This is a genomic window from Litorilinea aerophila (assembly GCF_006569185.2).
Classification (GTDB): domain Bacteria; phylum Chloroflexota; class Anaerolineae; order Caldilineales; family Caldilineaceae; genus Litorilinea; species Litorilinea aerophila.
Genome location: NZ_VIGC02000009.1, coordinates 134,834 through 150,780, shown reverse-complemented (window position 1 = coordinate 150,780; position 15,947 = coordinate 134,834). Strand labels below are relative to the sequence as shown.

The 15,947-nt window shown below is 63.0% G+C and carries 12 protein-coding genes; all 12 read right to left on the bottom strand.

From position 1 onward, the window contains the following. Nucleotides 1-88: 88 nt before the first annotated feature. A complete protein-coding gene (locus FKZ61_RS08995; RefSeq protein WP_170199473.1) occupies nucleotides 89-1,093 on the bottom strand; it encodes an ROK family protein in 1,005 nt (334 codons plus the stop codon). Nucleotides 1,094-1,198: 105 nt separating this feature from the next. Beyond that, a complete protein-coding gene (locus tag FKZ61_RS08990) occupies nucleotides 1,199-3,280 on the bottom strand; it encodes a PQQ-dependent sugar dehydrogenase (RefSeq protein ID WP_268251934.1) in 2,082 nt (693 codons plus the stop codon). Between the two features lie 171 nt (nucleotides 3,281-3,451). After that, the gene (locus FKZ61_RS08985; RefSeq protein ID WP_141609746.1) at nucleotides 3,452-4,801 is read right to left on the bottom strand and encodes an ABC transporter ATP-binding protein; all 1,350 of its coding nucleotides are present in this window, start codon (nucleotides 4,799-4,801) and stop codon (nucleotides 3,452-3,454) included. Between the two features lie 30 nt (nucleotides 4,802-4,831). Next, entirely contained in the window at nucleotides 4,832-5,641 is an 810-nt protein-coding gene (locus FKZ61_RS08980; protein WP_170199468.1) for an ABC transporter permease, read from the bottom strand. 215 nt (nucleotides 5,642-5,856) lie between these two features. After that, nucleotides 5,857-7,371, bottom strand: coding sequence for a CARDB domain-containing protein (locus tag FKZ61_RS24260; RefSeq protein ID WP_170199466.1), 1,515 nt, complete (start codon nucleotides 7,369-7,371; stop codon nucleotides 5,857-5,859). A 129-nt stretch (nucleotides 7,372-7,500) separates the two neighbouring features. Then, nucleotides 7,501-8,565 carry a Vgb family protein gene (locus FKZ61_RS08970; protein WP_141609743.1) on the bottom strand — a complete coding sequence of 355 codons (1,065 nt, stop codon included), beginning with the start codon at nucleotides 8,563-8,565 and terminating at the stop codon, nucleotides 7,501-7,503. A 76-nt stretch (nucleotides 8,566-8,641) separates the two neighbouring features. Continuing rightward, nucleotides 8,642-9,964, bottom strand: coding sequence for a glycosyltransferase family 4 protein (locus tag FKZ61_RS08965; protein WP_229964194.1), 1,323 nt, complete (start codon nucleotides 9,962-9,964; stop codon nucleotides 8,642-8,644). A gap of 121 nt (nucleotides 9,965-10,085) precedes the next feature. After that, a complete protein-coding gene (locus tag FKZ61_RS08960; protein ID WP_141609742.1) occupies nucleotides 10,086-11,549 on the bottom strand; it encodes a flippase in 1,464 nt (487 codons plus the stop codon). A gap of 182 nt (nucleotides 11,550-11,731) precedes the next feature. Beyond that, the gene (locus FKZ61_RS08955; RefSeq protein ID WP_141609741.1) at nucleotides 11,732-12,283 is read right to left on the bottom strand and encodes a metal-dependent hydrolase; all 552 of its coding nucleotides are present in this window, start codon (nucleotides 12,281-12,283) and stop codon (nucleotides 11,732-11,734) included. Further along, nucleotides 12,283-13,233: an ABC transporter permease gene (locus FKZ61_RS08950; RefSeq protein WP_141609740.1), complete on the bottom strand. Its 951-nt coding sequence runs from the start codon at nucleotides 13,231-13,233 to the stop codon at nucleotides 12,283-12,285. The genes FKZ61_RS08955 and FKZ61_RS08950 overlap by 1 nt, the downstream gene beginning before the upstream one ends. A 46-nt stretch (nucleotides 13,234-13,279) precedes the next feature. Beyond that, nucleotides 13,280-14,386, bottom strand: a complete 1,107-nt coding sequence (locus FKZ61_RS08945) for an ABC transporter permease (RefSeq protein ID WP_141609739.1) — start codon at nucleotides 14,384-14,386, stop codon at nucleotides 13,280-13,282. Next, nucleotides 14,383-15,906 (bottom strand): ABC transporter ATP-binding protein, encoded by a 1,524-nt coding sequence (locus tag FKZ61_RS08940; protein ID WP_141609738.1) that lies wholly within the window; start codon nucleotides 15,904-15,906, stop codon nucleotides 14,383-14,385. The genes FKZ61_RS08945 and FKZ61_RS08940 overlap by 4 nt, the downstream gene beginning before the upstream one ends. Nucleotides 15,907-15,947: the final 41 nt, after the last annotated feature.

Here is a 15,947-nt window from a genome sequence, read left to right as displayed (position 1 = left end):
GTCTCCGTTTGGTTTGTAACGGGTTTACTGCCGGGTGTACTGCCGCCGGGTGGAAAGTGGCCAGGCGCGACACGATCCGTTGAATCCCTCAGCGCTGCCCATCCTGGCCGGCAGCGGCCCAGACCAGGGCGGATGCGCCCACCGCGCTGGAGGAGAGTTGGGAGCGTACCACCTGCAGGGCTTCCAGGCTTTGGGCTCCCACGCGGCGCCGGAGTTCGCCCATGGCATCGGGGACCAGCAGGTCGAAGCCCGAAAGGCCCAGGCCGCCCCCGATCACGATTTTGGCGGGGTTCAGAATGGCCACATAGGCCGCAAAGACCATGCCCAGCCAGGATGCGGCCTCGGCGAAGGCCGCCCGTGCTGCCGGGTCGCCCTCCTGTGCCGCCTGGAGCACCCGTTCCGGCGTCAGCGGGCCGCCGGCGGCCAGGCGGCTGCCCATGGGCCGTCCCTGGGCCAAATACTTCTGGACAGAGGCCACGATGCCAGGTCCAGAGACCACCGTCTCCACGCATCCCCGCAGGCCACAGGCACATTGGCGTCCTTCCGGATCCAGGGAGAGGTGTCCCATTTCGGCTGCCATGTAGGTGGCGCCGGTGATGAGCGCGCCGCGGGAGATGATGCCGCTGCCCAGGCCCGAACCAATGCCGATGAAGACGAAGTGGTCGCAGCCGCGCGCGGCGCCAAAGTAATATTCCCCCAGTGCCTGGACGTTGGCGTCGTTTTCCACCCAGATATCCAGGTGCATGGGGAGGGCTGCCTGTAGCCGTTGGGCCAGGGGGACCTCCTGCCAGCCCAGGTTGACCGCATTCTGGACGATGCCGGCGGCTGAGTTCACGTAGCCTGGCGTGCCGATGCCGACGCCGGCCAGGGGGCCGGATGCTTCCTGGGATAGTTCCTGAACCAGGGTGGCCATCCGGCCGATTACGGCCTCTTCGCCCAGGGCTGGCTCGGTGGGTACACGCTTTTCGGCCACCACCCGGCCATCCCGGCTTACCAGGGCTGCGGCAATCTTGGTGGCACCCAGATCCACGCCGATGGCATAGGAAGCGGAGCGGCCGGAAATTGTCGATGAGAGGGCTGAGCGTCGTGACATGCTCTCTACCCGGTTGAACATGGGGCTATGGGTTGTTGATCGTGGTCTGAATTGTATCCCACACACATCGGCGGGACAAGTCCGCGATCTGCAGAGCCGGACGCCTCAAGGCCCTTCCCCCTGGTCGATTCGAGGCAGAAAGGCCCGGTAGGCCGGCCGGGTGTAGGTGTAATGGGCCGTGTAGACGACCTCTCCTGCCGGCGGTAAGATGGTGAGGGTGCGCGTTGGCAGGATAGTTTCCGTGGGGCTGGCGGCAGCTGGCCATCCTGTAGCAAACATTGTCCAGTAGGCAAACTGGCCGATACCATCTTTGTAGAGCAGGGTAGGTGGGGCTTCCAACTGCTGCTCCACACCGGCGATGGCTTTGAAGATATAGGCGGCTGGCTCCTGCCGCCCGTTGACCGAGAAGATGGCCTCTCCTGGCTGGCTTTCCACGCGAATACGGCTGAGATCTGGATAGATTTCCCGGCTCAATTCGATTTCCTGACCGTTGTCGGTCCGCATGGTCAGGTAGAATCGATACCAGAGGTTCCAGTCACCACCATGATTTTCCCGGGATAGGGTCCATATACCTTCTTCACCCACATAGCCGGTGATGGCCGGATGGGTATGTTGGTTGTGATGGAGGTCGATACGCCAGGTGTAGGGACGCTCCGGATCTAATCCGCTGGTTCCACCCTCGCGTACGGCAAGAAAGCGGAGCCGGTCACCCCCTTGGAAGGTTTGGCGTTGAGGAGCTGTCAGGTTTTCCAGATGAATGGACGGGATGGCACCTGAATAGACGTTCACCTGGGCCGTCACCGGTTCCGATGCGCCACCCCGGGCATCGAACACCTGGAGCGTGGCCAGATACGAGCCGTCGGCGGTGTAGGTGTGGGTAAAGACGGGGCTGGTAGTCACCCATGTCTGCCCGCCCGGTTCAGGTGTCCAGTGATACCACAGGGCGGAGTCGTCTGCGTCATGGGTTCCTGCCGCCGAGAAGGTGACCACCAGAGGAGGTGGGCCCAAGGTGGGGGCGATTTCCAGGCTGGCTGTGGGAGGACGATTGGCGGCCGTGCTGTGGTAGAGAAGCTGAATCGTGCCCCGGTAGATGTTGAGCAGATACAGCCCGCCGGTGGCAAATTCCATGTCGGTCAGGGCGCCTGCTCCATCTGCGAATGCCTCCAGGGCAAACCCATCTTCTGTCAAGGTGGCCATCTGGAGGGACTGCAGGTTGAAGTCGGCCAGGAACAGTTTACCCCGATATTCGGGCGGATAGACTTCACCAGTGGAAAAAGCCAGAGCTGTCAATGCCCCGCCTAACACAGGTGGATGAGCGTAATAGAGGATGGGATCGGTGTACTGGGTAGGAGCCGATTCACAGGGCTGGCGCTGGCCCTGGGGGCAGGGACCTTCTCGAACAGGCCAGCCGTAGTTAGCCCCGGCCTGTACCCGATTCACTTCTTCCCAGGTTTGCGCGCCCACGTCGGCCAGATACAGCGTACCGTCGTCAGGGTGTGCAGCGAGTCGGTAGGGACTCCGCAGGCCCAGGGCGTAAATCTCCGGCAGGGCACCTGGTGTCTCCCGAAATGGGTTGTCCGGCGGGATCTCATAGCCTGCGTCCGTGGGGCGGATACGCAGGAGTTTGCCGTTCCACGTGGATAGATCCTGAACCCGGTCCGGCTCTCCTATATCGCCCAGGGCGATATAGAGATAGCCGTCGGGGCCAAAGTGCAGGCCACCGCCGTTGTGCCACTCTGCCCAGGGGATCCGATCCAGGATGACGAGTTCGCTACCTGGGGAGGCGGTACCGGTGGCGGGGTCAAAGGTGAAGCGGGAGATGCGGTTGTAGCTGGTGCCGTCCCATCCCCGGGCGTTTTGTCCGATGGCGTACCACACATAAAAGTGCCGATTGCGCGCGAAATGTGGGTCCAGGGTGAGGGCCAGCAGCCCTGAGTCCAGATAGACGTTGGTGCTCAAGGTCAACACCGGGGTGGCCTGCAGGCTTCCGCCACGTACCAGCCGTATTCGGGAAATTCCATCAACGTTGCTTCCCCAACCCTTTTCGGCCACCAATATTTCGCCAGAAGGCAAAAATGCCATGTCGGTGGGCGTATCCAATCCGTCGACAAGGGTCGTCACCGAAAAGCCCGGTGGCCAGCCAGCGCCGGGCGAGACCTGGGCCTGAGCAACGGAGCCGGTACCCATCATCAGGCTACTCGCCAGCAGGACAGCCAGCCCGAGAGCAAACGCGATGGGCCAGAAAACAGAGTTCCAACTATTCCAGAGAAAGGACAGGCGCCGTGTCGTGAGGTGAAATCTGCGCGAGCACTTCATGGGACAGTCAGATTAACGGCAGTGGATTGTTGGGCGTAGTTGTTAATGGGAGGACCGGGAGTGGGCGGCCGAGTCTGCCAGGGTGTGTAGAGGCTCCTCTACCGAGGCAGTGGGCCAGGCAGAGGTTCCAGTGCTTACCTCCCAGGCCCCTTCCAAAGAGATGAGGCCGTATCCATCCCGACGCCGACCCGGGAAAACGCGGAAGGGGTAACGTCGGTCGTGGTAGTCGAAAATTTCGGTGTCTGTTTCGTTGACCACGGCGACGGAGACGGTGTAGGTCCCTTCCAACAGGGGGAGCCTGGGAATGCGGTAGGTGACGATCCCTTCCCTCTCGACCTGGGGGATATGTACGCCGCTGAAGCGGGTGTTGGGGCCGGCGATATGGACGCCGTTCTCATGATGGAGGGCAACGCCAAAGATGGGCGCCTGGATGGGTTCCCTGCTGCGATAATGGAGCCGAATCTGGAGCGGTTCGCCGGTGACAAAGACCGAGCGAGGGGTGCCATCATCGCCGCAGAGCTCGACCTGGGTGATCTGGATTTTTCCATTGCCCCAGCGTTGGCCCGGGCCAGAGTCGGCTTTGGGTGCCTCTGCCTGGTTTTGGGCCTCCTCTTCCCGGGTTGCCATACTCTCCAGATAGGCCATTACCACGTCTGTTGGTTTACCTTCTGCCTGGATCCGGCCATCTTCGATCCAGATGGCCCGGTTACAGATATTCTGGATGGCTGTCATGTCATGGGAGACCAGCACCAGGGTGCCGCCGTTTTTGCGGAACTGGTAGATGCTGTTCAGACATTTGTGCTGGAAAGAGACATCCCCCACGGCCAGGACTTCGTCCACTAACAGGATGTCAGGTTGGGTATGAATAGCAATGGCAAAGCCCAGCCGTACATACATGCCGGAAGAGTAGTGTTTGACCGGCGTGTCGATAAATTCGCCCAGCTCCGCATAGCGGATGATGTCGGGCAAGCGGCGATTCATTTCTGACCGGCTCAGGCCGTAGATAGAGCCGTTGAGGTAGATGTTCTCCCGGCCCGTGAGATCGGGCTGAAAACCGGCCCCCAATTCCAACAGAGAGGATAATCTGCCCCGTACACAGAGTTCGCCTTCGGTGGGTTGTAAAATGCCCGTGATGAGTTTGAGCAGGGTGCTCTTGCCAGAACCGTTGGGACCGATTACCCCTAGGGAATCACCGGCGTGGATGGAGAGGGAGACGTCCTTTAAGGGCCAGAACTCATCCACCTGGATGGAAGAACGTTGGAACAGGCGGATGAAGAGTTCTTGGAGGGAGCGATGGCGTTCAGTCCGCTTTTCGAAGCGCCGGGAGACCCCACGCAGTTCTATCAACGGCTGGCCCGGTATCGGGGTATGCAGACGTTCCACATTCATCATGATTGCACCACCAGGACAGGGGACATGTCCTCACACCTCTTCGCCGAAGCGATCACTGTAGCGGGTGAAGAACCAATAGCCAATCACCAGGACTATCAGGGCTGTGGCCGCCGTGCGCAAGAAGAAATCCAGGTTGGTGCGGTAGCCGTAATAAAGCAGGTCCCGGTAGACATTGACCAGAGACGCCATGGGATTCAGGATGTAGGCCAGGCGTCGGATGTTGAGCTCCAGTCCCAACATATGATAGCTAGGGGGCAACTGTTGGACCGAATAGAAGACCGGCGTCAGGAAAAACCAGGCCAGCAGCACCACGTCCATGACCATCACCGTATCCCGGTAAAAGACGTGTAAGGTGCTCAGAATCAGGGCCATACCCAGAGTAAAGCAGGTCTGGATCAGGATCACAATGGGCAACATCCAGAGCCAGGGACTGAATTGGGAGCGGAACACCAGCAATACCGCGAACAGGACCAGGAAGGCCAGCAGGAAGTTGACCAGTTGGGCCAGCACGGTGGCGATGGGCAAGACTTCCCGGGGAAAGTAAACCTTTTTAATTAACTGACCGTTGCCCACGATGCTGTGCATGCTACTGTTGATGCTGGCCGCAAAATAGTTCCACGGCAAAAGTCCGCACAACAGGAAGATCGGGTATTTCTCGATCTGCCCGTTGGGCCAGAGGACGCCAAAAACGACTGTGAAGACCAGCATCATCCCCAACGGATTGAGTAGGCTCCAGATGAAACCCAGGACGCTGTTCTTGTAGCGGGCCTTCAGCTCGCTAATCACCAGGTTGCGAATGAGTTCTCGATAATGGTAGAGCTCGGCTAGCCGCCAGGCCATGGATTGATAGCGCCAGGTATGCCTGGGCGGTGCTGGCCGATCCTGCTTTATTTGGGGGGATGCTATCCAGTTGGTCATATTCGTCGATAACCGTTATCAGTCCATTCCAGCAATGAAGCAGGGCTGACACAGCCCTGCTTCATGAGAGGATACCAGAGGCGCCTGCCCTTGTAAAGAATGCCGCTCATCCCATCGACCGGATGCCAGATAAATGGCTATCGAACGTAGATGTTCCGACCGACAATCGGTAGGAAAATCCGATGGTCGGCAAAGAAGATAGCCCGGCTGCGGATGTTGTTGTTTTCATTGGTTTCGACCACCGCCTGGGCGGGATCGACCACCACATAGATCGTGTAATTGCCGGGTGCTACATTCGGCCAGAGGATCTCCACATCTTGATAGTCGCCACAGCCCGAAAGGGAGACGGTCTGTTCTGCACCGATCTGGACGCCGCCAGCCTGGGGATCACCGTTGTAGAAGCGTACTTTGAAGCTTTGCTTGGCCAGCAGGTTGCCGCTGTTGGCCACCCGGGCCCGCACGGTGAAGTCTACATTGCCCTCCGAAGCCAGCGGCGCGGGCGGGTTGACCACGATCTGGCTCACGGTCAGGTCGTGCTCGGCGGCGATGTTGGCCGTATAGTTGACGAAGTTGTCGCCCATGGGCGAGCGACGATAGCTGCCGGGGTTGGCCGGATCGGGCTCAAACAGGTAGCCGTTGAAAGTCTGATCCTGGACACTATACCAGGAGAAGCGTTGAACCAGCCGGTAGCCGTCGTTAGGGTCGCCCAACACCGGGTCCGTCGCTGTGCGCAGGTAGTCGAAGGTGGCGTTCATGAACGCATTGACCCGAGAAGGGGGAAAGTCCGCCGGCGGCTCGAAGATGTTTGGCATCAACACCCCATATTCGGACAGGTAGACCCGGGCGCCCTGGTAACCCCGATCTTTGAGCCACTGACGGAAGCGCCTGACCTGGGCAATGAACAGATCCATGTCGTCATTATCCTCTGGCCGCACCCGCAGGCCCTCGGAGGCGTTAATTCCGGGTGGAATGCCAGCGCCCCAACAGTCGTAGTCATTGGGGCCTTCGCAGGCCTTCTCGTTCAAGATGAAGTTATGGAACGACCAGCCATCCGCCGGCAGCGGCTGATGGTACCGACGATGATAGGCGTCCAAGACCATGTCCAGGTACTGCAGCCGCAGAGGCGTAGGCTGGACAATGGCCCCCACAATCACTTTGGCTGTGGGATCGGTGGTCTTGATCAGGGTATAAAGCTCGTGGTACGCCTGGGCGTAGATGCGGGGCTCTACGTCGTCTTGATAATCCCGGCGGTCCGGCTCATTGCCGATGAACCACTCCGCACCCGGGAGGCTCTGGATGGTCTGGATCAACTCTGTCTGGTTGCTGAGGGGGATATGGCTGGAATTCAGAGAGTAGCGATAGCTCTCTCCCTGCTGCCGCAGCCGAATGATAGGCATATATTGGATGCCATTGGGGCGCACCGCGTCGCTGTGTGCACCGTAATCCACATACCAGCTCACCCGGAAAGGGGCAATGTCGAAGCCCGCCACGTCGCCGTTAACGCCGAAGCGACAAAGGGGCGCGGTGGACTCGTCAGCCGCACCGCTGGTGGGGAAGGTGCCTTCGGCCGCCTGGGCTACCTGCCAGGGGGCGAGAACCAGCATGAAGAACAGCCCAAGCCAGATTCCCAACGCTGCGTATTTGAATTTCACATAAACCTCCTGCGTATAAAATCCGATGCATCCAAGGTACATCGTGACGGTGCATCCTGGCCATCAAAAAGCCGTTCGGCTTCTGCCAGAAGTCGAACGGCCATGCCCACCCTATAGGCGGACAACGTCCTATTGCCGGGCAATCCACGGCATGTAGATCGCGTTCAGGTACGGCGGCCGGAGTTCAATGATCACGTTGCGACCTTGATCGGTGATCCACACATGGTTGTTGCTGTCCATAACAATGTCCCAGGGCGCACTTCCCTGGCCCAGGGGAAATTCCTGGAGCTTCACAAACTGGCCGTTGGGGCGGATGGTCAGGCGACCGGCCAGGCCACTTTGATTTTCGGTGAACCAAAAATCCCAGGTGGCGCCGTTGTTGCGGAACAAAATGCCCACTGGCCCGCTGTTGGGCGTGGTGACGGGGTAGGGTGTCCACAGGCTCAGGGTACCCGGTGCGTAGGCGGCCAGAGCATTCTGCTCGAACTGGGTGGTCCAGAGGCGCCCCGAGCTATCCAGCACCAGGTCCATGGGCCTGGCCTGTCCCAGGGTGTAGACGGCAAAAAACTGATCGGTGTCGACTCGGTAGTTGCCCACGGCGCCGGCACCGGGCGCGGTGAACCAGATCTCATTGTTGTTCTTCACCAGAATTTCCCGCAGGCGGGGTTCTGTGGTGGTGAAGAGGTTGCCCGGCAGGGGATACGCCTGAAACGTTTGGGTCGTAGGGTCGAAGCGTCCCAGTTGATTGGCCCCTCGCTGGGTGAACCAGAGGGTTCCATCCGGGGCCCGCGCGATCCCCATGGGTTCGCTGTTGGGCGTCGGGATGGCGTATTCGGTCAGGGCCTGGCTATTCACGTCGATGCGCCCCAACTTATTGGCACCCCGCTGGGTAAACCAGACGGCATCATCATGGTAGACCAGGCCAAAGGGCTCACTGCCGGGATCCAGCAGGACGTAGGAGATGGTATAGGTCACCAGAGGATCATTGGGGCCCGAGAGAACGGTGAGCTTGCCCACGGCGTTGGCCTCCGGTGCCGTAAACCAGAGCTGGCCAGGCGCCTGGATGACCACATGGAGGGCTTTGTTGGGGATGGGGTACTCGATGCGCAGTCCAAAGTTGGTGGCCGTTAATTCGGCCCGGGCCGGCGCAACACCCCAGGCCAGTGCCAGGGTCACCAGGAGACAGCACCACATCAACTTTCCCAGGATGGAAACGCCGGACCAGCGGCTGCCTATTCTTCGCCTGCCAGGATGGTCACTTTGAAGCGGATCAAGCGGTTTCATCTCGAAATCCTTTCTCCATACCTTCCGGGCCCGTCGACATGCGCCGCCGTCGCCCCTCCCGCAACTGGCGGTAGATGGCCACAATTTCCCGGCCGGCCTGTTCCCAGTCGAAATGCTGGATGACCCGCCGGCGAAGCCGCTGACCACACGCCCGATAGCGATCCGCCTGACCAGGAGGCGGAAAAAGGGCGGCGCTCAGCTGCTCGGCCAGGCTTTCCACATCGCCTCGCTTCGCCAATAGCCCGTCCGCCCCCAGATACTCCCGCGCCACCGGCGTGTCGAAGGCCACCGTGGGCAAGGCCGTGGCCATGTAGTTGAGCAGCTTGCCGGAGCCCTCGGTCAGGCTCAGCTTGGGCGCCGCAGCCACATGGCCCAGGGCCAGGTAGCGGGGAGCCTCCTGGTACGGGATGCGGCCAGTGGTGATCACGGCGTGGCCAATGCCCAGGGCTTCTGCCTTAGCCCGGTACAGTTGAACGCTGGGGAAGCCCATCAGCAACAGGTATACGTTGCTGTGGTGACGCAGGATACGTTCCACCGCCTCCAACAACAGGCCCGTCCCCTGGTATTCGGCCAGCAGACCCAGGTAGACGATGACCCTGGCATCGGCGGGAATGCCCAGGGAGCTGCGCAGCGCGGCCAGCTCCTCCGGCGGGAAATCGTCGGCCGGCCGGAAGACGTCCGCATTGACACAGTCCGGCAACGCCCGGATCTGCTCAGGCCGACAGTGGAATTGTTCCAACAAAAAGCGCCGGGCATGGCCGGTGCTGGTGAGGATAACGGGAGCAGAACGGGTGATCCACGTCTCCAGGCTGCGCAGTGGAGGGTAGAAGGGACTCTCCCGCCGCAGGAAATGGTGGTCAATCATCTCTTCCGTGAGGCTGCCCTGGAAGTCAAACACCGTGGGGATGCCGAAGAGCCGCCCCAAAACCAGGCCGATGAGGGCGCCCTCGTGAAGGTGGGCGTGGATGACGTCAAAGCGCCGCCGGGCCAGCAGGGCCAGGGTTTCCACCCCCAACAGCGCGTCAAAGGCAATTTTATGGCGGCTGGAGCCCACTTCATAGTGGGTGCGCCAGGGGATGGGCAGGGTACGCCGAATGTCCAGCCCCGGTACGTCCTGGCCGTTGCGGTAGGTGACGATGGTGACCTGATGCCCCAACTTCTGGAGGATGCGCGCCTCTTCCAGGATGCGCACATGGCATCCATAGTCGGCAAAGAAGCTGGTGGGCGCAATCATCAGGACCCGATAACGCTTCCCGTTGGACGAGTCCGTGGGTGACACCTCTGCCGCGGCTGAAGTTTGCTGTGACATACGCCGTTGGCGATCCTCGCTGAGCTGGCAACTCGTATCGGTGGAAACAGGTCTGAATGCAACGATTCTGTCCACCATCCCCGACTGGCCATTGTAACGGACAGCGACCCGGCTACCCAAATCAGCCCTTGCCGTGGCGCAAGACCCGTCGGAAGAGCTGAATGTCGTCCGGCGCCACCATGCCCGTGAACCAGGCCAGCAGGGCGTAGAGGGTAGCGCTGGCCAGCAGACGCCAGGGCCAGGCCATGGGCAGCCAGATGGCCAACACCAGGGCCAGCGCCGAGGCCGCCCCCATGGGCCAGAGCTGTCCCAACGCCGGGGCCAGTCGCTTCCCCCGCAGGAACCACAGGCTCCCCAGGACGCCCGCGCCACCCGCCAGCAGCACAGCCCACGCCGCCCCCTGGGCCCCCCCCACCCAGATCAGGGGGGGCATGGCCACCAGCAGCACGCCCACATGGAGCCCGCTGATGAGCAGGCTGTGGCCAGGGTGCCGTTCCACCATCAACAGGGTGACGGCATAGGTTTCCAACAGGAAGAAGGGGGGCAGCCAGAGCAATACCTGAAAGATGGGGGCTGCCTGGACGTAGTCCTGGGCATAGACCAAATGGAGCAGGTCCGGCGCCAGGGCCGTGCCCAGGGCCGCAGCTGGCAAGAGGATCAGAAGCCCGTAGCGCAGGCTCAAGGCCGCCAGGCGATGGTAGGTCTCCAGGGCCTGGTGGCGCAGCCGGCTGAAGGTGGGGTAGAGGGCGCGGCCGAAGCTCTGGATCAACTTCAGGGCTACCCGCACCAGGTTGTAGGCCGCACTGTAGAGGCCAGTCATGGTTTCACCGCCCAGCACACTCAAGAGCAGGATGTCCATGCGCTGGAGCAGCACATCGGCCAGGGTCAGGCCCAGAAAGGGCGGCGCCTGCCGGAAGAGCATCCGGGGCGAGACCGCCACCCCCTCCTGGGGTTCGGCCAGCAGTCCGCTGCGCCCCACCAGCCACAGGCAGAAGAGCGCCGAAAAGAGCTGGGTCAGGATCAGGACCCCGATCAGGTGCAGGACTTCCCCCCCCAGCCAGAGGGCCACCAGGCTGACGGCCACAATGAGGAGGTTGACCAGCATTTCGATGCCCATCACCAGTTCCATACGCTCGCCGGCCTGGAACAAGGTCTCGCATACGGAGGTGACGGCGAAGAAGGGCAGGGATGCTCCAACCAGCCACAGGGCCGGGCGGGTGCTGGCGGAGAAGGGCAGTACCAGGGTGAGGAGGACTAGACCCCCCCAGGTGAGCAAAGCCGACGCCATCTGCACCCACAGCGCTGTTCGAAAATAGGCCCGGCGTCGGGTGGGCATCTGGGCCAGGTCGCGCACCAGCAGCACCGGCAGCCCCAGTTCGCTGATCACCTGGCTGACGTTGAGGTAGGCCATGGCCACCGTGTACTGGCCCAGGGCAGCCACCCCCAGCCCCCGGGCGATGAGCACCTGCAGCACGAAGCTCAGGGCGATGCGCCAGAGGCTGGAACTGGTCAGCGCGCCGGTGTTGACCAGCACGCGCCGCCCGGTGGACTGTACAACGCCGGCCGAAGTGGGTGTCGTCTGCATGAACCCTGTGTTGCCGCTCCTCCCCTGAAATCCTGTCTGCCTGGGACCTTCTGCCCGTGACACTGTATCCGTGGCACGGGGTGACCGAAATCTCACCCGGTGGATTGTATCACGGGCCTCGCGGGAAACCGAAAGTGCGCAGGGGGCACGGTGTGTTTGGTTCCGTGGGGAAAGGGCCGGGTTCAGCCACGTCTATTGACAGCGGGCGGCCTGCCTGTGAGGAGGAAGCGGAGCAAGTGTGAAGGACGGTAGAGCTGGTGACGCCAGATGAACCAGGCCAGGGCCAGCAGCCCACCGAGCTCCCAGATCCAGAGCTCCGGGCGACGGGTGAAGGCATGCCAGTAGGCCTGGCTGATGGCCGCCTGCTCGGAGCCCTGCTTGCGCCAGACGTGGAAACGCCAGCCCCGCAGCGGCCAGTAGAAGGTGTCCGGGAAGAACCAAAGCCGGTCCAGCACGGCATGGCCCACAAAGGCCAGGGTGTAGATCCAGGCCTGGGGAAATCGTTGGGCTGTGAGCAGCAGGACCGCCACATGCGCCAGGAGCGTGTGGGCAAAGAGCACCGCCGCCCGGTAGCGGCGATAAAAGTAGGCCCAGGCCAGGGGCTTGTCCACCAGATCGGGGCCCATGGCCGCCAGGGCCACCAGCCGATAGTCGGCATCCGGTGCCACGTCCAGGTGCTCCTGGGCTAAGCTGAGGGCACACCAGGTGTAGGCTACATGGGATTGGGGCAACATCAGACGCCGCGCTCCTCCCGCACGTAGGGCTGGCCCAACGCCGCCGGCGCGCCCAGCCGCCTTCGCATGGCCTCCCGAGAGCCAATGACCAGGACGAGGATGGTGAAGAGATAGGGTAACATGTTCATGAAATATCCATAAGTTGGGTTGCGCAGAAAAAAGGCCAGGTTTTGAAGGTCCAGGGGCAGCCGACGGATGGCCCCGAAGAGGTAGGAGCCCAGCGCCGCCCGGACCGGATCCCAGCCGGCAAAGATCACCAGCCCCACCGCGATCCAGCCCTGGCCGGCCGTCATGCCCTCGATCCAGAGGGGGGTGATGGCCAGGCTCAGGGCTGCGCCGCCGATGCCGGCCAGGACGCCGCCCAGCACCACATAGGCGTAGCGCTGCGCGTAGACATTGACGCCCAGCACGTCGGCCGCTGCCGGGTACTCGCCGATGGCCCGCAGCTCCAGCCCCGGTCGGGTGCGGTAGATGTAAAACCAGGCCAGGGGCACCAACAGCATGCCCACGTAGACGATTACGTTGTGCTGAAAGAGGACGGGGCCCAGCAGGGGGAGCTCCGCAAGGCCGGGGATGGACCAGGTGGGCAGCCGGGGGGCCTGCTTCACCTCCACCAGGGGCGCGCCCAGGACCGCGCTCAGCCCCGTGCCCAGGAAGGTCAACGCCAGGCCGCTCACCACCTGGTCGGCCCGGAGGGTGACGGTGACAAAGGCGTGGAGCAGGGCCATCAGCCCCCCGGCGCCTGCCGCCACCAGCAGGCCCAGCCAGGGGTTGCCCGTGTTGGCGGCCACACCAAAGGCGCTCATGGCGCCCATGAGCATCATCCCCTCCACCCCCAGGTTGAGCACGCCCGCTCGCTCGGCGAAAATTTCTCCCAGGGTGGCAAAGAGGATGGCCGTCCCCGAGCGGATGCCCGCAGCCAGAATGTTGACGATCAGGGCCAGTTCCATGCTACTTCTTCTGCCGCTTCTTCAACGGCTCACCGCTTCCATGGGCCTATCGCGTCCACCGGACGCGATACTGTAGGAGAACCTCGCCGCCCACCACCACAAACAGGATCACCCCCTGCAGGAGCTGGGCGATCCCCGCCGGTTGAATCTCATCGCCGCCCACCAGCAGTCCGCCGAACAGGTACGCCACCAGCACGATGGCCAGCGGGTTCAGCTTGGCCAGCCAGGCGATGATGATGGCCGTGAAGCCATAGCCCGGGGAAAAGCGTTCCTGCAGGCGATGCACCACGCCGCTCACTTCGCTCATGCCGGCCAGGCCGGCCAGGCCGCCGCTCAAGATCATGGCCAGGACGATGTTGCGCCCCAGGTGAATGCCGGCATAGCGGGCTGCCCGGGGGTTGTCGCCAATGACGTTGATCTCGAAGCCCCAGCGGGTGTAGCGCAACACCAGCCAGATGAGCAGCGCCAGGCCAATCCCCAGGAAGATGCCGAAGTGGGCCGTCAGGCCCCGCAGGGCGGGAAAGGTCTCCGCATAGTCGGTGAAGCGGGGCATCCATGCCGAACGGGGAAAAGTGGGCGTCAGGCCAAAGCCCCGCTGGCTCCACGGGCCATAGATGAAGTAGTTGTTCCAGTAGATGGCCACGTAGTTCAGCATCAGGCTGGTGATGATCTCGTTGACGTTGAGCCATGCCTTGAGGAGGCCCGGGATCAGGCCCCAGAGGGCACCGCCCACAAAGCCGGCCACGGCCATGGCCGTGAGCATGAGGGGGCGGGGTGTTTCCGGCGGCAGCCAGTGGAGGGCCACGCCCGAGGCCATGAACGCACCCAGGAAGAGCTGCCCCTCCGCGCCGATGTTCCACAGGCGCATGCGGAAGGCCAGCGCCACGCCCAGGCCGGCCAGGATCAGGGGCGTGGCCTTCACGGTGGTGTCGGACCAGCCGTAGGCCGAGCCAAAGGCCACCTGGGCCATGCGCCGATAGACCAGCCAGGGGTTGGCCCCTGCGATCTGCAAGAGGAGCCCGCCCACCAGCAGGGCGGCCGCGATCAGGATGACCGGAGAAAGGAACTGGAGCCAACGGGGCTGTTCCAGGCGGCGTTCCAGGCGGAGCCGCCGGCGGGCGCCAGGGAGGGCTGCGGCAGAGCGCGTGGTCATTGGACCTCCAGCTTCTGGCCCGCCATCATCAGGCCGATCTGCTCCAGGTTAGCTTCCGCCGCGGGCACTTCGCCGATGATGCGCCCTTCGTAGAGCACCAGAATGCGGTCGGCCAGGGCCAGGATTTCGTCCAAATCTTCCGAGATGAGCAGGATGGCGGCTCCCTGGCTTCGCTCCTGGATGAGGATGCGGCGGACCTGTTCCGTGGCGCCGATGTCCAGCCCCCGGGTGGGGTAGGCGGCCACGGTCACCGCCGGCTGCTGCGCGATCTCCCGGGCCAGGATCACCTTCTGGAGGTTGCCGCCGCTGAGCTTGCGGGCCGGTGTCTCCACAGTGGGGGTGGCGATGTTGAACTCCCGCACCAGCCGCCGGGCCTCTTCCAACATGGCCCGCCGGTTCACCAGCCAGCGGCCGCCGATGCCGGGCCGGCGGTAGCCCTTCAGGGCCAGGTTTTCCGCCACCGAGAGGTTGGGCGCAGTGCCGGTGGCGCTGCGGTCCTCCGGCACGTAGGCCACGCCCGCCTCGATCATGACGATGGGAGGGGCATTGGTGACCGGCCGGTTCACCACCCGGATCTCGCCGCCGGTGGTGGGGCGCAGCCCGCAGATGACCTCGGCCAGCTCCCGTTGTCCGTTGCCCGCCACGCCGGCGATGCCCACAATCTCGCCCGCGTGGACGGTCAGGGAAAGCCCCCGCAGGGCCGGCACGCCTTTGTCGTCCACCGCTTCCACATCCCGGAGGATCAGGCGGGGTTCGCCGGGCTGGCAGGGGGGCTTTTCCACCCGGAAGAGCACCTCCCGGCCCACCATCAGGCTGGCCAGCTCCGCCTTGGTCATGGCTGCGGCGTCCACGGTGGCCACGTGGCGGCCCTGGCGCAACACTGTGATGCGGTGGGCCACGGCCAGCACTTCATCCAGCTTGTGGCTGATGAAGATGACCGTTTTGCCCGCAGCGGTCATCTCTCGCAGGGTGCGAAAGAGCTCCTGGGCTTCCTGGGGCGTCAACACCGCCGTCGGCTCGTCCAGGATCAGGATCTCCGCCCCCCGGTAGAGCATCTTGATGATCTCGACCCGCTGTTGTTCCCCCACGGAAAGCTGCCACACCTTGGCCGTGGGGTCCACGGGCAGGCCGTACTGTTCCCCCAGGCGGCGCACCTCCGCTTCGATGGCCCGGGTGTCCAGGATGAAGCCCACGTGGTTCAGGCCCAGGATCACATTCTCGGCCACCGTCTGGGAGGGGACCAACATGAAGTGCTGGTGGACCATCCCCACGCCGGCCTGGATGGCATCCCGGGGGGAGTGGAAGTTCACGGGCCTGCCCTGGATGAAGATGGTGCCCTCATCGGGGCGGTAGAGGCCGGAGAGGATGTTCATCAGCGTGGACTTCCCGGCCCCGTTTTCTCCCAACAGCGCGTGGACTTCGCCCTTGCGGGCGCTGAAGGTGACCCGGTCGCAGGCCACCACGCCGGGGAACCGTTTGGTGATGTCGCGCAGTTCAAAGGCCAGTTCGGCTTCGGTCATGCCCTGCTGCTCTCTGTGGCGTGGTGCGTCATGCATGGTGC